At 37.9% G+C, this 17666-nt stretch carries 17 protein-coding genes and 1 pseudogene; 10 read left to right on the top strand and 8 right to left on the bottom strand.

What is annotated here, in order from left to right:
• Positions 1-63: 63 nt before the first annotated feature.
• From yihA to rpmH, 4 genes are all read right to left on the bottom strand, one after another.
• The gene (gene yihA, locus O9A_RS06715) at positions 64-711 is read right to left on the bottom strand and encodes a ribosome biogenesis GTP-binding protein YihA/YsxC (protein WP_034459932.1); all 648 of its coding nucleotides are present in this window, start codon (positions 709-711) and stop codon (positions 64-66) included.
• Positions 708-2546 carry a membrane protein insertase YidC gene (gene yidC, locus O9A_RS06710; RefSeq protein WP_034459930.1) on the bottom strand — a complete coding sequence of 613 codons (1839 nt, stop codon included), beginning with the start codon at positions 2544-2546 and terminating at the stop codon, positions 708-710. Before yidC ends, yihA begins: the two co-directional genes overlap by 4 nt.
• Positions 2536-2928, bottom strand: a complete 393-nt coding sequence (gene rnpA, locus O9A_RS06705; protein ID WP_034460298.1) for a ribonuclease P protein component — start codon at positions 2926-2928, stop codon at positions 2536-2538. The genes yidC and rnpA overlap by 11 nt, the downstream gene beginning before the upstream one ends.
• Before the next feature lie 120 nt (positions 2929-3048).
• Positions 3049-3183: a 50S ribosomal protein L34 gene (gene rpmH, locus O9A_RS06700; RefSeq protein ID WP_011181069.1), complete on the bottom strand. Its 135-nt coding sequence runs from the start codon at positions 3181-3183 to the stop codon at positions 3049-3051.
• Between the two features lie 606 nt (positions 3184-3789).
• Between rpmH and O9A_RS06695 the strand changes: the two genes are divergently transcribed.
• The 7 genes and pseudogenes from O9A_RS06695 to O9A_RS08440 form a co-directional block, all read left to right on the top strand.
• Positions 3790-4884, top strand: coding sequence for an Mrp/NBP35 family ATP-binding protein (locus O9A_RS06695; RefSeq protein WP_034459929.1), 1095 nt, complete (start codon positions 3790-3792; stop codon positions 4882-4884).
• Positions 4885-5527: 643 nt separating this feature from the next.
• Positions 5528-5680, top strand: a complete 153-nt coding sequence (locus O9A_RS08055; RefSeq protein ID WP_154656377.1) for a hypothetical protein — start codon at positions 5528-5530, stop codon at positions 5678-5680.
• A 144-nt stretch (positions 5681-5824) separates the two neighbouring features.
• Complete coding sequence (rsmI, locus tag O9A_RS06690) at positions 5825-6715, top strand: 16S rRNA (cytidine(1402)-2'-O)-methyltransferase (RefSeq protein ID WP_034459926.1); 891 nt, start codon at positions 5825-5827, stop codon at positions 6713-6715.
• Between the two features lie 4 nt (positions 6716-6719).
• Positions 6720-7100, top strand: coding sequence for a YraN family protein (locus O9A_RS06685; RefSeq protein ID WP_034460296.1), 381 nt, complete (start codon positions 6720-6722; stop codon positions 7098-7100).
• Between the two features lie 102 nt (positions 7101-7202).
• Complete coding sequence (locus O9A_RS06680) at positions 7203-7448, top strand: hypothetical protein (RefSeq protein WP_034459923.1); 246 nt, start codon at positions 7203-7205, stop codon at positions 7446-7448.
• A 54-nt stretch (positions 7449-7502) separates the two neighbouring features.
• Positions 7503-8294, top strand: coding sequence for a pyrroline-5-carboxylate reductase (locus O9A_RS06675; RefSeq protein ID WP_034459922.1), 792 nt, complete (start codon positions 7503-7505; stop codon positions 8292-8294).
• Positions 8295-9671: 1377 nt separating this feature from the next.
• Positions 9672-10210 (top strand): annotated as a pseudogene (locus O9A_RS08440) (integrase arm-type DNA-binding domain-containing protein); the annotation flags it as partial.
• Between the two features lie 256 nt (positions 10211-10466).
• Here O9A_RS08440 and O9A_RS06660 read toward each other — a convergent pair.
• The 3 genes from O9A_RS06660 to O9A_RS06650 are packed head-to-tail and all read right to left on the bottom strand — an operon-like array spanning position 10467 to position 13848.
• Positions 10467-12125 (bottom strand): electron transfer flavoprotein-ubiquinone oxidoreductase, encoded by a 1659-nt coding sequence (locus tag O9A_RS06660; protein WP_034459913.1) that lies wholly within the window; start codon positions 12123-12125, stop codon positions 10467-10469.
• 3 nt (positions 12126-12128) lie between these two features.
• On the bottom strand, positions 12129-13049 hold the full coding sequence (locus tag O9A_RS06655) for an electron transfer flavoprotein subunit alpha/FixB family protein (RefSeq protein WP_034459910.1): 921 nt from the start codon (positions 13047-13049) through the stop codon (positions 12129-12131).
• A gap of 52 nt (positions 13050-13101) precedes the next feature.
• Positions 13102-13848, bottom strand: a complete 747-nt coding sequence (locus O9A_RS06650; RefSeq protein ID WP_034459908.1) for an electron transfer flavoprotein subunit beta/FixA family protein — start codon at positions 13846-13848, stop codon at positions 13102-13104.
• 603 nt (positions 13849-14451) lie between these two features.
• On the opposite strand from O9A_RS06650, the gene O9A_RS06645 reads away from it, so the two are divergent.
• From O9A_RS06645 to O9A_RS06635, 3 genes are all read left to right on the top strand, one after another.
• Positions 14452-15267, top strand: a complete 816-nt coding sequence (locus O9A_RS06645) for a hypothetical protein (protein WP_034460293.1) — start codon at positions 14452-14454, stop codon at positions 15265-15267.
• 154 nt (positions 15268-15421) lie between these two features.
• A complete protein-coding gene (locus O9A_RS06640) occupies positions 15422-16342 on the top strand; it encodes a sulfite exporter TauE/SafE family protein (protein ID WP_034459906.1) in 921 nt (306 codons plus the stop codon).
• A gap of 2 nt (positions 16343-16344) precedes the next feature.
• A complete protein-coding gene (locus tag O9A_RS06635) occupies positions 16345-17154 on the top strand; it encodes a TIGR02186 family protein (protein WP_034459904.1) in 810 nt (269 codons plus the stop codon).
• Between the two features lie 22 nt (positions 17155-17176).
• Here the strand turns inward: O9A_RS06635 and O9A_RS06630 are convergent, their stop codons facing one another.
• Positions 17177-17458 (bottom strand): DUF6460 domain-containing protein, encoded by a 282-nt coding sequence (locus O9A_RS06630; protein WP_034459901.1) that lies wholly within the window; start codon positions 17456-17458, stop codon positions 17177-17179.
• Between the last annotated feature and the right edge of the window lie 208 nt (positions 17459-17666).

The raw sequence follows: 17666 nt of genomic DNA, 5'->3' as shown, positions 1-17666 counted from the left end.
TACAAGATTATTAGTAAAAGCTAGAAATTAGGTTTAATAAACCCTTAATAGCAGGAAGGTGTTCTACACTGCGATCGTTTGCAAAATGGCAGTACGCAATTCTTCCAAACCGAATGCTTTTTCTGAAGATGTTGCAAGAATTTCAGGATAAGCTGCTGGACGTTTGAGAAGCTTTGTTTTTGTGGTTATTATTTGTTGTTCAAGAACGTTCGATTTTATTTTATCACTTTTGGTCAAAACAATCTGATAAGAAACTGCTACTTTATCAAGGAGATTTAAAACCTCTACGTCATTCTTTTTAAGACCATGACGTGAATCAATCAACACATAAACACGTTTTAGTGTTGTACGCCCCCGTAAATAGCTAAAAATCAAATCTGTCCATGCATCAACCAGATTTTTAGGAGCTTCTGCAAAACCATAACCCGGCATATCCACCAGTGCTACAGGAGGAAGAATTCCTGATTGCTCATTGAATCCATCAGGTACAAAGTAATTAAGTTCTTGAGTGCGTCCTGGTGTATTTGAAGTACGCGCTAAACTTCTTTGTCGGATGAGTGCGTTGATCAAAGATGATTTTCCAACATTGGAACGTCCGGCAAATGCGATTTCCGGTGGTCCTTCGGGTGGAAGAAAGTGTATTGTAGGAACACCCCGAATAAAAACCCAATTGCGAGAAAAAATTCCAGAAAAGGAAGAATATCTTGTCATTCATGCACTTCTTTTTTTGGTGATTTTCTCCACAGGGCTTTAAGATTATCAAAAAGCTCAATTTTAACTCCTTGACGTTTCATCATAATACTTTGCTGAATCATAGACAATATATTGTTCCATGCCCAATAGATGACCAGACCAACAGGGAAGGATGCGAGCATAAAGGTAAAGACGACTGGCATCCATGCAAAAATCATAGCTTGCGTTTGGTCTTGAGGGGCCGGATTCATACGCATTTGTAAAAACATCGTTATCCCCATGATCAAAGGCCATGCACCAAGCATCAGAAATGCTGGAACTGTATAAGGCAAAAGACCAAACAGGTTAAAAAGAGAAGTTGGATCGGGTGCTGCTAAATCTTGAATCCAACCAAAGAAAGGTGCATGCCGCATTTCAATGGTGATATACAGAACTTTATAAAGAGCAAAGAATATTGGAAATTGAACTAACATTGGCCAGCAACCTGCAAGAGGATTGATTTTTTGAGTTTTATATAATTCTATTATTGCTTGTTGTTGTTTGGTTCGGTCCTCTGGATATTTTTCTTTTATTTTCAGCAACATCGGTTGTATGAGCTTCATACGCGCCATAGATTTGTAGGATTTATTTGCCAGCGGAAAGAGAAGCGTTTTCAAGAGTACTGTGACAAGAAGAATGGCGATACCAAAATTGCCTGTTTGCTTATAAAGAATGTCAATGAGGGAAAACATGGGTTTGGTGATGAAATCAAACCAACCCCAATCGATTAAAAGAGCAAATTTCTTAATTTTCAAGTCATTTTGATAGTGATTAATAATTCCGACCTGTTTTGCACCGGCGAAAAGACGATTTATAACAGTTTTTGTCTCATTTGGAGCAACTGTTAAAAGCGAACCGATCAAGTCAGACTGATAATGCGTATTCAGACGATCAAAATAAATAAAGCGGCTTGTATATTCTTTATCTTGTGGAGGAATAACCGCTACAGCCCAATATTTATCGGTAATACCAATCCAGCCTCCTATGACTTTGGAGAAAATCATACTTTTTTGACCATTATCGGGGTTCGGATTAAGTTCCGCTAAGGTCTTATATTTTTCTGTTTTAAGAGAATCGCCCGCTATCCCTATCATACCTTCATGGAGCAAATAGGTTGCATTTGTGTGTTCTGGAGGAGCTGCACGTGCAACACGCGCATAGGATGAAAGATATATCGGTTTATCACTCTCATTTGTGATAGAATCCTCAATGGTAAACATGTAGTGGTCATCAATAGAAAGAGTGCGACGAAAGGTTTGACCTTGTTTGTTATTGTAAATTAAAGTGACGGGTGTGGAGGGGGTAAGTGTTGTATTTTTTCCTTCTATTTGCCATTGTGTATTCGATTGTGGCAAAGCGTTTGCTGACAAAGATGAACTTGTAAAGCCAAATTCAGCAAGATAAGTTTCTGTGAAACCTTTAGGATTTAGCAAAGCAATTTCCGACGATTTTTTATCCACTGTCAGGCGATATTTTTTAAGCAAAAGATCATCAAACTGTGCGCCAACAAGATTAATGGAACCTTCAAGTTCACCGGTTTTTATGGCAATACGGTTTGTTTTGGCCAATTCAGCATTACGAACTTCAGGGCTTATTGGGTGATTAATGATAAGTGCTGATTCATGTGTTGGTGTACTGTCAGAAAAATTTGCAGTGGGAGAGGAAATTTCTGACTGTTGTTTTAACAGTTGCTGTGTGACTAATTGTTTTTGTTGTAACTCTGTCTGTTTGGGAGCCACATAAAAAAAATGCCATGCGATAAGCACTCCAAAAGACAATCCAATGGCGATGAAGAAATTCCTGTTATATTCCATTCGTATTACCCTGTTGCCGTTTCTGGTGTTTTGTTTTTGGTTTTATTCGCCGGTTTAATTCATTGATTAAATATGTAAAAGATGCATATAGTACATCCTGATGTGCTACAATGACATAGTCTGTTCCTGCTTCCATATCGTTTGTTAAACCAACCCTTACTGCTTCACGTAGGCGTCTTTTAATACGATTACGTTTGACAGCATTGCCATTTTTACGTGTAACAGTAAATCCTACACGAGCAGCAAGAGGAGATTTCATTTCTGCTGTCTTTTCCCTCGATTTAACTTCAAGCAAAAATAAGGGACCACGTCGTTTTTCTCCTGTTCGTACAGCCAAAAAATCTGATCTCTTGCGAATGCGGCAGGGATGTTTTTTCTTCATAAAAAGCATTTCGCAATTTTACTAAATGCCTGCTTTTGCAGGCATTAAAGGTTTATAACGAGAGTTTCACAACGAAGAAATAAGTAAGAACTGTTCAACAGATTGTGAAAATTTAAATGCTTAAGCGGATAACCGCTTACGTCCACGAGCACGCCTTGCTGCAATGACTTTACGTCCACTTGCTGTTGCCATACGTGCACGAAAACCATGGCGGCGTTTACGGACAAGTTTAGAGGGTTGGTAAGTACGTTTCATTTATTTAAATACCGCGGAGTGCGGCCCTTCTTAGCTCTATGAGCAGTTATGTGCTAGATGAAAAAACTAATCCTTATCAATAAGACTGTTAATCCATAAGGAAAAACATAAAAAAAGTCAATCTTAGATTGTTTTTCTCTCTCTTGAAAAAATACAAAAAGCTCCATGATGGACATTCATTTTGTTCATGGCACTTTAAAGTTTAAGGAAGATAATGCGTGGTTGTAATAACTCGGTTGATCGTTATTTCTTCTGTACCGCAAATGAACGACCAAGGAGCAAGTGGTAAAGAAAGAAGCGCGATTTGCTGTTGGTGATTATAATTATAATGAAAGTGTTCTTTAGGATAATTTTAACATAAGAAGTTTGTCAAATCTTACAGAAAAACATTTGTAAAGTGCTTGTACAACAAGCATGTTTAATGGGAATTTATAGCAGCTTTTGGTTTGAGTTTTTTAAATTTGAGATTAGTTTCGTACTTTAAAGAGATAAAGTATAAGATATTTACACTTTATAATGCTCATTAAAGTGGAAAATTTTAGGTGATTAGTTTTAAGTGTCGTCCTATTACTGTTTTCTCTGGCATTTGTAAAGAGGGGAAAGAGCATGGTTTCTATCACAAGTGATGCTATTCGCACCGCATTACATAGAGTTAAAGGGCCGAATTTTGAAAGCGATATTGTATCGTTGGGGCTTCTTTCAGAAATATTGGTTGTTCATGGTAAAGTTTTCTTTTCCATTACGGTTCCTGATGGACGTGTGCAAGAATGGGAATCGTTGCGCCGTTCTGCTGAAGAGGTGGTCTCTGTTTTGGATGGTGTTGAATCTGTCGTTGTCACACTTACGGCAGAAAGAAGACCAGAGATGTTTTCTCAGCTGCGGAGAGATGCAGTTTTTTCTGCACCAAAACGGAGAGCAAATAGATTGCCCGAGAAAATGCCGATAAAAGGTGTGCGACATGTGGTTGCGGTTGCTTCTGGAAAGGGGGGAGTTGGTAAATCTACAATGGCGATAAATATCGCTTTAGCTTTACAAGATTCTGGTTTTAAAACGGGTTTAATGGATGCGGATATTTATGGTCCTTCTTTGCCACGTTTGACAGGACTTGTTAACCAAAAACCACAGTGTATTGATGGGAAAAAGCTTCATCCTCTTGAAAAATTTGGCCTTAAATTGATGTCGATGGGATTTTTGGTTGAGGAAGAAAAGCCGGTGGTATGGCGTGGTCCCATGGTAATGGCTGCTGTAACGCAATTGCTAAGAGATGTTTTATGGGGGCCTCTTGACGTTTTGGTGGTTGATATGCCACCGGGTACAGGGGATGCTCAATTGACGCTTGCTCAACAAGTGCAGTTGACGGGAGTATTGATTGTTTCTACTCCGCAGGATCTTGCTTTAGTTGATGCTCGTAAAGCGATAGAAATGTTCATGAAAGTCGACGTTCCTATTTTAGGACTCATTGAGAATATGAGTTATTTTATTGCTCCTGATACAGGGAAACGCTACGATATTTTTGGTTATGGTGGTACGCGTGCAGAAGCGGGACGTCGAGGAGTTCCTTTTTTAGCAGAAGTGCCGCTTGATGCAGCTTTACGGACTTCTTCAGATGACGGCATTCCTATCTTTATTGCTAAGCCTGATGAGGAACATACCAGGCTTTATCGTGCGATTGTTGAGCAAATAAAAAACAAATTTTTTTAAATTTATCTTTTCCCCATAGGCTTTGCTATGAGACAATTACTCAAAATATAAAGAGTTGTGTTGTTAGTAACTGTAATGTGTGAGTGTTTTATTGTTGGTGAGAGGGATAAAGGTTTAAATAAATGCAAAACCGTCACGCAATTGGATGACTTAAGGGGATTAAATCATATCAATTGTATAGATAATATAGTGAGATGGAGAAAAAGAGAGATTAGTATTTATGTAAAAGAAAAATATAATGAGACGATTTAGACAAAATTGTTTAAATCGTAAAAGGTTTTTCCAAAAGAGGGTTTTAAAGCAGCCAATTAAAGAAAAGAGCAATATGTTTTAGATGTTTATAAAATAAACGATGCCTTATTCAGGTATTAATTAAAGTGTCTTTCTTTATGAAATTACGGGATATTAATCAGAGCTTTGCGAAGGTTTTTGAGAATTTTGCAAAATTTAAGAATTTTAAGAGTGCAATTTATACTTTTCAACGATGATGCAAGCGGTTGTGCATGTTGCTAAAAGGAATGATTCATCTTTGTTGGGGGTAATATTTTTACATCAATGAATAAAATAGGTTTTTAAAAAGTCAGTTATAGGAATGTGCTGCAAAACTTAGCTTTATAAAGAGTAATAAGTGTGAGAAATAGGAATGGGAAAAATCGTTGCTCTGGCTCTTAGAGGAAAGGCTTTGTGGAAAGTTATGGGGGCTGATATGACGTTGGTTACATCAGAAATTTATTCTACTGAAATCAATAATGATAATCAAATGGGCTATAATGCCAAGAAAGGCACTGGATCCTGAGAAAAGTTATCTTATTGGAGTGCATGCTTCAAGTAGTTGATATTTGGGGGCGGTAAGGAAAATTTTGGCGGATATAGCTTGATCAGGGGCAAAGCTTGTGTCACGAGCTGAGGGAGAAAGGTTAATTGGATATGAAAGAAAAGCATGCGTGAAAAAGCATATTTTATAATAGGTGCTCATGCTTATTCTGCACCTATTATAGAACCAGCACTTTATCTTGTGGCAACGCCTATCGGGAATCTTGCAGATATCACTCTTCGTGCTTTGCAAGTGCTTGCAGGAGTTGATATTCTAGCGTGTGAGGATACGCGGGTAACGCGTGTTTTGTTGGAACGCTACGGTATTGAGAAAAAAACTTTTCTTTATCATGAATATAATGAACAAAAAGCAGGACCAAAGTTATTAACAGCTTTGGCGGAAAATAAAACTATAGCGCTTGTATCAGATGCGGGAACGCCGCTTATTTCTGATCCTGGGTTTCGATTGGTAGAAGAAGCGCGCAAAGTTGGTCACAAAATCGTTCCAATTCCTGGCGCATCAGCTTTTTTAGCAGCTCTTGTTGCGACGGGGTTTCCCACTGATAGTTTTTTCTTTGCCGGTTTTTTGAGTGCGCGTAAGGCACAACGCCAAAAGCGATTGGAACAATTAAAAACTATCCCTGCGACTTTGGTGTTTTATGAAGCACCCCATCGTCTTGTTGAGACTTTACGGGATATGGTTGCTCTTTTTTCGGCTGATCGTCCTGCTGCAATCTGCCGTGAATTAACAAAAAAATTTGAAACAGTCGATGTTTCAAATTTAGGAGATTTGTTAGAAAGTTACGAGAAACAAGCCCATATTCGTGGAGAAATTGTTGTGCTTGTTGGACAGGCACTTTCTTCTTTGCAAGTGATGAGTGATCAAGAAATTGATGAAATGTTATTAGTATTGGCGCGTACTCATTCTGCTGCTAAGGCAGCTAGTTTGGTGGCAAAGAAAACGGGCTTTAAAAAGCAAGAACTTTTTCAGCGGTTGAATTTTTTAAAAGATGCGTAAAACAATGGAAAAGACTACACAAAAAGAACGCAGACAGAAGTCTTTCTATCGAGGTATTCGTGCAGAAAAATGGGCAGCTTGGTGGTTGCGTTGCAAAGGGTTTCATATTGCGAAAATTCGTTTTAAAACGAAATGTGGTGAAATTGATTTAATTGCGCGGCGTGGAAATCTTGTTTTAATTGTTGAGGTAAAAGCACGTTCAACATTGGCTGAAGCAATGGCTGCTGTTTCTCGAGTGAATGAGAAGCGCATTGAGGCAGCAGCCGATATTTGGTTGGCACAGCAAAAAGATCGTGCTCTTTTATGTGTGCGCTTCGACCTGATCGCCATTTTGCCGTGGCGTTGGCCACAGCATATTCCAGCATTTTTTATGTCTGATAAATAAGAGTTTCTCTATCCTTTTAACCATGCTAGATGGAAAATATTTCGTTTATACACATGAATTAGAAAAAATGCGTAATAATTTGAGCACTATGAGGAGCAAAAGATGGATGATTATGAAAAGTTTGCAACGGGTTTGTTGATTGTTTTTGGGGCGCTGGTTATTGGTGGTTTAATGGCAATGCATATTGTACTCATGAATAAAACAGGTTTTTTGTTTGCATTAGCGGCTGCTATTGTAGGTTGGTTTTCCGCTTTTGCGGTTTTTTTTGATAAGCCTAAAGTTTATTTGGCATTGATTATTCTTGCTATGCTTTGTGTTGCATCTTCAATTAGTGCTTATGTAAGTTAAAATGGCAAAGTATTGGTTGGGTTTCCTTGAAAATTCTGAAAGCGAGGAATAAAAATGACAATTGGTTTTTTGGGAACAGGTAAAATCACTGCTTCAATGGTCGATGGTTTAATGAGAAGTGCTTTTGATGTTTCTTCCATTATCATCTCATCACGCAATGTACAAAGAGCAAAGCGTCTTTCAAACAATTATGATAAGGTTATGATTGCTGAAAATAATCAAGCATTGCTCGATGTCAGTGATTGTGTTTTTCTTTGTCTTCCCAACCTTCTTGCAGAAGAGGTCTTGCGTTCTCTTCGTTTTCGTCCAGAACAGCTTGTTGTTTCCGTGCTTGCCATGGCAAAAGCTGCAGAAGTTGAGGAGTGGATCAACCATAAGGTTTATCGTGCTGTTCCACTTCCTTTTGTGGCAGAATGTAAAAATTTGACGCCAATTTATCCTGATCATCCCTTTTTACGAAGTTTATTTGATGCGTTGGGGGGGACGTTGGTGTTGGATGCGGAGGAACAGTTTAATCTTTTTATGACGGCAGGTTCACTTATGGGTGTGTATTTTAATTTTATAGAAACAGCACATCAATGGTTTATAAGACAAGGGTTAAAGAAACAGCAGTCAGCTGATTTTCTTGCTATGATGTTTGGAAACTTGACCGATGAAATGCGCAAGATTATGGCTCAGGATTGTTCTACATCTCTTGACTTTGCACTGCTTGAAAAAGAGTTTTCAACGAAGGGGGGAACAAATGAACTTTTGTCACACTGTTTTTCTCGCCAAAGGGGAGGAAGTGCTTTAACTACAGCTCTTGAGACCACCTTGCGAAAAATAAACGCTCCGTTTACACATTAAATGTTGAATCAAGATTTTCTTTCTAATCTCAGGAAAGCGATATTGTTGAGTTTGTTTCAACCTCCCATGAACACAAGAACTATAAAACTGTCTGCTATATATATTTTCAGAGTAAGCAGATTGCTCTTTAGGTTTTTCTTACAGTAATAAGTTGATTTATAAAGATAATTCATTGCTTATATCTTGCATGAAAACACTCAATATGGCAGACTTTTCTTATTTCAACTCCTCTTACTTATGAATCAAAAAAAAACGTTTGCTTGTACTCTCATAAGAGGGATCGCTCTAGGGATAAACGTTTGAAGATACAAAATATGCTTCTTATGGACCAATTGTATATAAGAGGAGACGCAACATTTTGAACTGGTAATCACACACTTTATTGCATTCAAGCATTAAGAAATTTTAGTGATGTCAAGACTGATGATCTTAGTGATTTTATTGAAAAGGAAAGCAATCTCTTTCATGACGGTAATTGCTGAGTTTATCATGAGGCTTGTGTTTTTAAAACTACCTATATTTCTGAAAATGCCAAGATTTATGATAATACTGCTATAGGTGGTGAGGTTTTTCAAAGTATTTATGTATGTCCATGCCAATGTTTATGATTATGTATTGATTTTATTATTCACATAATCTGACAATACTGTGATTGACGATAAGGTTTGTGGCGATAATGAAGCTCATATTTATAGCGAACAACTTTCTCCTCATGATAACATTGAGATTATATGAGTAAGCCTCTCCAAAAAGAATCTTAATAAACATCCTGAGTGTTGCGGGGGCGTTCCTTTCTAAAAGAACATTTCATTCCAAATTTTAAAAAAATATTCCCCTATGCCAAAAAATATGAAATGGTCAATAAAATCAAACAAATTAAAGATGCTGATACGTAACGTTTTACAAACCTTTATCGTATTAAAGCCTTAAAAGATTTTGCTGATGTTAAGGCGGATGACTTTGGGTGCTTTATTGAAAAGGAAAGTAACCTCTTCCATGATGGCGATTGTTGGGTTCATGAGTACACCTGAGTATTTTGTTATGCTTGGGTTTATGAAAATGCGAAAATACACGGCAATACTAAGATTTGTGTTCAAGTCTATGGTCATGCTAAGATTTTTGGCAAAGTGTTCACCTCTAAACATTTAAAAATTTATGACAATGCCAAGGTCTATTGTGGTACAAGGATTTTAGGGTTTTTTAATAACACATTGATTTATAATAATAATTTACTTTTTGTGTGTTGAATGAGAGTTCCTAATATCATAAGATTCTCTCATTCCAAATCTGTTTATATTGAATCAACCAAAACCATTCGCTTGCACGTTACAAGCGGGGTTAGCGTGTGGATCAAAATGAGGAAAGAAAGGAGTAAAAATGTCTCTTATGAATTGTCTTAATACAAGGGCTTTTGCAACATTGGGAGCTGGCAAAGAGTATGATGGTGCCGGTTTGCTTCTTCATAAGCGTAAATATAGGAGTGCTCAATGGATTTTACGCTATACAATTCACGGGTGCCGTCGCGAAATAGGCTTGGGAGCGTTGCGAGATGTTTCTTGAAAACAAGCCCGTGAATTAGCAATCCAATGGCGTTTTGTTTTACGTGAAGGACGTGATCCCATTAAAGGACGTGACAAACGAAAATGGTGAGGCAATGCGCAATCTCCATTATTTAAGACGTTTCTTTAGATGCTTTTGAAAGTCCTAAAGCTGAATTAAAAGGTGATAATAAAGCTAGTGATTGATTTTTGCCCTTAAGACTTCATATTCTCCCTAAATTAGTCTGTATTATTGCTTCAGAGATTACATAAACAGAAGTATACAATACGCTTGCCCCTATTTGGCATACAAAAGCTGGAGCAGTTCGTGCTGTACTGAACCGTCTTAGTATTTGTGTGTATAGTTATGCACAACTCTATGACTATGCTAAGATTTCTGGCTCTGTAAAAGTTTGAGGGAGAGCCTATGGGAATGCAAGACAAACAAATACAATGAGATAAGATATGTTGACACAAATCGTGAAGTTTAGAAGGACGATAAGAGGGTAAATTTTGTCATAAAGAGAGTAAATGATAGATGCGGGGGATATGTCTTTGTATATCATCATATACGTAAAAAGCGCGTGTATTGAAAATATCGAGTGGGTTCTCATTTGAGAGAGAGGAACACTATTTACATATTGAGATAAAGGGGGCCTTCATTGCCTTGCGGACAGGTCCAATTAATATTTTGATTGGGATCTTTGATGTCACAGGTTTTGCAATGTATGCAGTTTGAAGCGTTGATCATATAAGTTTTGTGATCCTTATGCTCTAGCCATTCGTAAACAGCTGCAGGGCAATAGCGTGTGGAAGGACCTCCATAGATTGCATATTCAGATTTTTTTTGTTTTTCTAATGAGGTTATTTTTAAATGGCAAGGTTGGTTTTCTTCATGGTGGGTATTGGAAAGCGCAACACTGGAAAGACGATCAAAAGTTACCATACCATCTGGCTTTGGGTAAGCAATGGGTTGAAAATTTTCCGCTGGCTCAATACATGCATAATCTGCTTTTCCGTGGGAGAGTGTCTTAAATAAGGAAAATCCAAACAATTGTTGCCACCACATATCAAAGCCGGCAAGCTTAATCCCGTATTTTGTGCCGTACTTTGCCCAGAGAGGTTTAACATTACGTGCTTTATAAAGATCCTTGCCAATAGGACCTTTGCGCCAATCTTCTTCGATTTCTTTGACTTCATCATGGGCGCGACCTTGCGCAAGAGCTGCTACAATTTTATCAGCTGCCAATATGCCAGATAAGATGGCATTGTGTGATCCTTTAATACGAGGGACATTGACAAAACCAGCCGAACAGCCAATAAGTGCTCCGCCAGGAAAGGTAAGTTTTGGAACAGATTGCCAACCACCTTCGCTGATAACACGTGCACCATAGGAAAGGCGTTTTGCTCCTTTGAAGATTTCATAGAGTTTGGGATGTGTTTTAAAACGTTGAAACTCTTCGAAGGGAGAAAGGTAAGGATTTTTATAATCTAAATGTACAACAAAACCAGCAGAGATAAGATTGTTTTCTTGGTGATAAAGAAAACCACCACCACCAGTATTATTATCTAAGGGCCAACCGGCAAAATGTTGAACTAAACCAAGCTTATGTTTTTTTGGATCAACTTCCCAAAGTTCTTTGAGACCGAGACCAAACTTTTGTGGTTCACGGTTTTTGCTAAGATCAAATTTTTGTATCAGTTGTTTTGCAATGGAGCCACACGCTCCTTCCGCAATCAGCGTATATTTTGCTAATAAAGCCATACCAGGCGTATAATTTTTTCCAGGAGTTCCATCTTTGTTCAGACCTACATCACTCGTGAGGACTCCAATGATGGCTCCGTTATCGTTTTCTATGGTTTCCGATATGGAAAAACCAGGATAGATTTCAACACCGAGCGCTTCGGCTTTTTTGTTTAGCCAGCGACAGACATTCCCGAGCGAAACGATATAGCATCCGTTATTTGATAAGATTTTTGGACGAAAAACATTGGGAAATAATGTAGCATGTTTGGGCTTTAGAAAAAAAAACTGATCACTGGTAACTGGTGTCTTGAAAGGATGATCCTGTTCCTTTCTCCATTCTGGCAAGAGTGTATCAATACCGATAGGATCAACAACTGCACCAGAGAGAATATGTGCACCAACTTCAGTGCCTTTTTCAACGATTGTGACAGAAAGTTCTGGGTTAATCTGTTTTAGACGAATTGCAGCAGAAAGCCCTGCAGGACCTGCTCCTACAATTACTATGTCAAATTCCATGCTTTCACGTTGATGCATAGGTGCATTCATGACTTATAAAGCTTTCTCCAATTCAGGAATAATTTGGTGAAGATCGCCTACAAGGGCGTAGTCAGCAATTTGCATGATAGGAGCTTCTGCATCTTTATTGATAGCGACAATAACCTGTGCATCCATTATACCAGCTAAATGTTGGATTGCACCGGAAATGCCAACGGCGATATAAAGCTTCGGGGCAACAACTTTGCCTGTTTGTCCAATTTGCCAATCATTAGGAGCATAACCTGCATCAACTGCTGCGCGGCTGGCACCCAAAGCAGCTTCTAACTTGTTTGCAAGCGGCAGAAGGAGTGCCATAAACTGCTCTTGTGAACCAAGACCACGTCCGCCTGATATGATAACGCTTGCTGAAGTAAGATCAGGGCGATTGCTTTTGTTGGTTTGTGCTTTTACGAAAAAAGAAAGGTTTGGATTGGGCGCTGGTGTTATTGTTTTAATTGGAGCAGCATTCTTTTGGGAGGGTGCTGGGGTGAAAGAAGCCGTGCGGACTGTTATAACTTTTTTGTGATCATTACTGCGTGTAGTTTCAATGGCATTTCCTGCGTAAATTGGTCTTTTGAAGGTATCGGATGCAACAACAGCGATAATATCTGAAATTTGCATAACATCAAGAAGAGCTGCTACGCGCGGCATGACATTTTTTCCGATGCTGGTAGAGGCGGCTATGAACACATCATAATCATTCGATTGTTTAATGATCGTATCCGCTACTGGTTCAGCTAATTGATGTGTTAAATAGTCAGCTTCAGCGACAAGAACTTGCCGCACACCAGTGAGTTTGGCACTGTTTTCGGCGATTTCTTGAACGTTTGTTCCACAAATCAAAATATCAATATCGTTGCTGATTGCGCGAGCAGCGTTTAGCGTTTTTGCGGTTTCTTCTGTGTTATGTTCGGCCAATAAAAGAATTGCCATACATTTTTACCCTTTTATGCAGTGTTGCGTTTGATTCATTGTTTATCGAATATTAAATACAATTTGTTTGTTTTAGCGCACTGACCAGCTCTGCTACATTTGCTACTTTGATACCGCATTGACGGGGTTTTGGTTCTTCAACACTTAAGACTGTTAAGCGTTTTCGCGTCTCTAAGCCAAGATCAGAAAGAGCTTTTTGTTCGATGGGTTTCTTTTTTGATTTCATAATATTGGGTAGAGAAATATAACGCGGTTCGTTTAACCGTAGATCAGTAGTCATGACTATGGGAAGGGGTAAGGAAAGGGTTTGGGTTCCATCATCGACTTCGCGGACGACTGTAGCATGCCTATTTTCTATGTCTAGGCTTGAGGCAAAAGTTGCTTGTCCCCAACCAAGAAGGGCGGCTAACATTTGACCGGTTTGATTGCTCTCGTCATCAATGGCTTGCTTGCCTAAAAAAACCATATCTGGTTTTTCTTCCTGGACAATGACCTTGAGAATTTTAGCAATTGCTAAAGGTTCGAGTGTTTCTTGCGTTGTTACAAGGAGTGCGCGATCTGCACCCATTGCAAGTCCTGTTCGCAGGACTTCTTGTGTTGTTTCTGGCCCAATCGAAACAAGAACAACTTCTGAAGTTTTTCCGGACTCTCTTTGACGGACTGCTTCTTCTACGGCAATCTCGTCAAAAGGATTCATAGACATTTTTACATGAGACAGATCAACGCTTGTTCTATCTGGTTTAACGCGTATTTTGACGTTGTAATCAACAACACGTTTGATAGCAACAATTATTTTCATGATGATCCTCTTTGCTTTTATGATCACAAGTTTATAGCAATAACAACAAGAAACCAAATCGTTTAGAACTGAATTTCACTTATTAATTGGTTTTTTCATGATATAAGCTTTCTATGTTTTTTTGTACTCTTTTCTTATTGTTTTCAATTTACATTTTGCATTCTTTTGCGTTGTAATCATTGCCTTCTTCGCTTGAATAAAAAGTAAAAAAATGATGTACATTTATTTTCAATGAATGTGTTTATCATAGTTTGTAGAACAGTTTTGCGAAAAGAGCCTGAAAGAAAGAGAGTATAATAATGATTAAATGATATACGAACAGCAAAATGAGAATGTCCTTTTTTAGTTGCATGTGCTCAGTTTATAATGAGTTAAGAAGCCTTTAATGTCATGTAAAAAGAGTGAAAAAAGTAAAAATGGGCATGGGTTTTTCAATTCAAATTTTGAGAACAGGAAACTGAAATGTCACTTTTTCAAATTATTTTTGAAAGTTTTTAAAGCTCTATTTACTAAAATAGAGCACACTTTTCACTCATTTGTATGATTCTTTGCAAAAGATTAATGCTACTTAGCATTTGTTGAAGACAATGAGGGGTAATGTTTGTGAATACGAAGAGCCATATTACAAAGCAGGTAAGCGATGATAAACTTTCTTCTTTCGTTGTGGAGCAAAAGGAGAAGGGGTACATACCTGCTGAATTAACAATGTCCGAAATCGCTAAGAAATTACGCTCTGTTCACACACAAATGCAGATGAAGCATTCGCCTCATCATTTGACATCGCGCAGTTTCATGGAAGAAAGTTTTAAATCTTATTTGGATGACATTAGTCGAGCAATTTTGGCGGAACATTATATACGCTGCCAAAAAGAAAAAAAGCTTTTTGAGTCTTTAGAGAAGATTATAATGCTTATTCAGAGCTTGCAGAACCAAAAGAAAAACATAGAAAAAGCAAGGGGAACACAGCGTGTGGATCGTTCAAAACCTCTTGATTCTGTTGTTCAGAAGCTTGCTGATATGGCAGGTGGGGGGAAGAAAGAATGCTCGTTGTTCCAAGAGATACCAAACTGTTCAAAACAAAACAGCATACCTGAAAGTCAGACAAATTTTGCAAATGTGTTGCAACAAGAGAATAAAAGCTCTTTACAAAACGATACTATAAAGCCTTTTTTAAAAGAGGCTAAGGAGTTTAGGGAATCTTCCACAATAGAAGAAAGGTACTCTGATGTTCAAGCATCGGGTCATTTCATTGAGGATGAGAGCTCCTTTTCCTTACATATGAAACCTCAGAGAATGTTCTTTTTTTTACGTTCTTTTCTTAAAAAAATTTTTTGGTGTTTTTTAATCGTTGCATTGATGGCAACGATAGCGTTATGTTTTTATAGCTTTTTAAGAGGAGCTTCTTTTTTTGATTTTTGATATTAGATATCAGTGATATGCAATATGTTACACATTCGTGATTTTATAAAGGCACGTGTGGCATCTAAAACTATTCTTTTAAATACGTGACAAAAACTATTGGAGAAGAGACCTATTGGAGAGGAGCTCTCAAATTATCTTGAAGGTTCTGTAAGTGAGTATTTATTTACCAATTGCTGAAATGTCTCTCAACATGCTAATCTTGATTGGTATGGGAGTGGTTGCTGGTTTTTTTTCAGGTCTTTTTGGTATTGGTGGTGGTTTTCTCATTACGCCTTTATTGATTTTCTATAATATCCCTCCTGCTATTGCTGTTGGAACAGGAGCTAATCAGATGATTGCTTCATCTGTAACAGGAGCAATTACACATTTTAGAAGACGTACTCTTGATATCAAACTTGGTATTCTTTTAGCGATTGGAGGGGGGATTGGCTCTTTAGTCGGGATTCAGATTTTTTCTGTTCTGAAAAAATTGGGGCAATTAGATTTAATGATTTCGTTTCTTTATGTGCTTCTTCTTGGAAGTGTGGGAAGTTTGATGATTATTGAGAGTTGGCGCGATATGCTACGTCAGCGTAAAGCTCAAAAAGTCAATATTCGTTTTGCTGGTCGGCATAATTGGATCCATCGATTGCCATTAAAAATGCGTTTTCGGACGTCAATGATCTATGTCAGCGTTATTCCAGTTTTAGGGATTGGTCTCATTGTTGGATTATTGTCTTCTATTATGGGAATCGGTGGTGGATTTTTCATGATACCAGCATTGATTTACCTTCTGCGTGTTCCAACTAGTGTGGTGATTGGGACTTCACTTTTTCAGATTACATTTGTATCTTCCTTTACTACAGTTTTGCAAAGTGTGAGTAATCAGTCGGTGGATATTGTTTTGGCTTTGTTACTGATGCTTGGGGGAAGTATTGGTGTGCAATATGGAACACGGGCTGGAAGAAAATTAAAGGCTGAACAATTGCGTTTGGCGCTCGCATGTTTGGTATTGATTGTATGTATGCGTCTTGCTTTCCAGTTATTTATACGCCCTGATAATCTTTTCTCTCTAGATGTTCTGATGAGATAAAAATGGGTAGATTATTTTCTTTATGCATCATTGTAAGCTGCTTTTGTGTAGTTTCTTTTTCTACGTGGTCACATGTTGACGCAAAAGCTGTATTCATTGAGCAAGTTGATCACGAAACTATCCAAATTATCGTAACAACGAATAAAATTACGGTTGATGCACATTTTGATGGTCGTGATCTTTATATTGCTGGTGTTTTGGAAAATATCGATCCCTTATATTCTCGACAGAACCGTTATGATATTGTTGTGAGCTTGGAGGGGAAAACCCGACCAATGGTTATGCGGGAAAAAAAACGTAACGCTGGTGTTTGGATTAATAAAGACTCCCTGATTTTTAAAAATGTTCCTCTCTTTTATTCTATGGTTACAACACGTGAGACTGATGATATTACAAGTGTTGAAGATTATAAACGCTTAGGGTTAGGATTGTCCTATTTGTTGCTGCAAACGGATGAACAAGATCAAAAAAAAGTGCAAATCTTTCGTGATGAACTTATAAGGTTACAAAAAGCTAAAAATCTTTATCATGAGGAAATAGGCGGCGTTCGTTTTGGTTCTGGTGCACTTTTTACAGCGCATTTTCGTTTGCCGGCAAATACGCCTGTTGGACATTATCAGGTTCGTGCTTATCTTTTTCGCGATGGGCAGTTTATTGATAGTACAACCACAACTCTTGAAATCGTTAAAGCCCATATTGCTTATACAATTTTTCATGCAGCGCATAAATATAGCTTTTTCTATGGTATTGTTGCGGTGATTGTGGCTGTTAGTACAGGCTTTTTATGCCGTTTTATTTTTCGAAAAGATTAGTGAGAGAAAAACTCTATAGTTTTTATTTTTTGCGGAAAATACGTAGAAAAAGAAAAGTAGGGACAACAACGATTGCTCCCATCACAACCATATGGAAAAAGTTGTAAAAAGTTGTAAATCCTGTTTCCCATACAAATTTAAAAAATTCTATTATCTTTTGCACAAGACCAAGAGGTGTCCAACCAAAGAGCTTTAACACAATGCCTACAAGGAGTGAAAGAAGGAGTAATTTTAGAGACACATACCCTAATGTTCCTCCAAGAAATGAATGAAAAGAATTGGACAACTTTTTCCTTTTGTTCATTTAATATACTTTCGAATATATTACATTTTAGCAGCATAATTGTCATAAAGAAAGCGAGAAGGGAAGCTTGCTATTTGTTTTCCGTTTTCTTTACTTTCCTTTCAAGTTTACCGCCTTGTAATACTGGTGTAACATCTGTGCTGGTTTCTGAAACGCGTTCGTGTTCTGTTGGCATTTTGCGTAATATTTTCATAGTATTCCTTTCATA

This window comes from Bartonella koehlerae C-29, from assembly GCF_000706625.1.
In the GTDB taxonomy this organism is placed as follows: domain Bacteria; phylum Pseudomonadota; class Alphaproteobacteria; order Rhizobiales; family Rhizobiaceae; genus Bartonella; species Bartonella koehlerae.
This window is presented reverse-complemented; position numbering and strand designations above follow the sequence as displayed.

Excerpts from the sequence above, each read along its gene's own strand:
- rnpA (WP_034460298.1), bottom strand. The coding sequence starts at position 2,928 with ATGAAGAAAAAACATCCCTGCCGCATTCGCAAGAGATCAGATTTTTTG.
- O9A_RS06650 (WP_034459908.1), bottom strand. The coding sequence starts at position 13,848 with ATGAAAATAATTGTTGCTATCAAACGTGTTGTTGATTACAACGTCAAA.
- O9A_RS06635 (WP_034459904.1), top strand. The coding sequence starts at position 16,345 with ATGGGTAGATTATTTTCTTTATGCATCATTGTAAGCTGCTTTTGTGTA.
- O9A_RS06695 (WP_034459929.1), top strand. The coding sequence starts at position 3,790 with ATGGTTTCTATCACAAGTGATGCTATTCGCACCGCATTACATAGAGTT.
- O9A_RS06630 (WP_034459901.1), bottom strand. The coding sequence starts at position 17,458 with ATGAACAAAAGGAAAAAGTTGTCCAATTCTTTTCATTCATTTCTTGGA.
- yihA (WP_034459932.1), bottom strand. The coding sequence starts at position 711 with ATGACAAGATATTCTTCCTTTTCTGGAATTTTTTCTCGCAATTGGGTT.
- O9A_RS08055 (WP_154656377.1), top strand. The coding sequence starts at position 5,528 with ATGGGAAAAATCGTTGCTCTGGCTCTTAGAGGAAAGGCTTTGTGGAAA.
- rsmI (WP_034459926.1), top strand. The coding sequence starts at position 5,825 with ATGCGTGAAAAAGCATATTTTATAATAGGTGCTCATGCTTATTCTGCA.
- O9A_RS06655 (WP_034459910.1), bottom strand. The coding sequence starts at position 13,049 with ATGGCAATTCTTTTATTGGCCGAACATAACACAGAAGAAACCGCAAAA.
- O9A_RS06685 (WP_034460296.1), top strand. The coding sequence starts at position 6,720 with ATGGAAAAGACTACACAAAAAGAACGCAGACAGAAGTCTTTCTATCGA.
- O9A_RS06675 (WP_034459922.1), top strand. The coding sequence starts at position 7,503 with ATGACAATTGGTTTTTTGGGAACAGGTAAAATCACTGCTTCAATGGTC.
- O9A_RS06660 (WP_034459913.1), bottom strand. The coding sequence starts at position 12,125 with ATGAATGCACCTATGCATCAACGTGAAAGCATGGAATTTGACATAGTA.
- O9A_RS06680 (WP_034459923.1), top strand. The coding sequence starts at position 7,203 with ATGGATGATTATGAAAAGTTTGCAACGGGTTTGTTGATTGTTTTTGGG.
- yidC (WP_034459930.1), bottom strand. The coding sequence starts at position 2,546 with ATGGAATATAACAGGAATTTCTTCATCGCCATTGGATTGTCTTTTGGA.
- rpmH (WP_011181069.1), bottom strand. The coding sequence starts at position 3,183 with ATGAAACGTACTTACCAACCCTCTAAACTTGTCCGTAAACGCCGCCAT.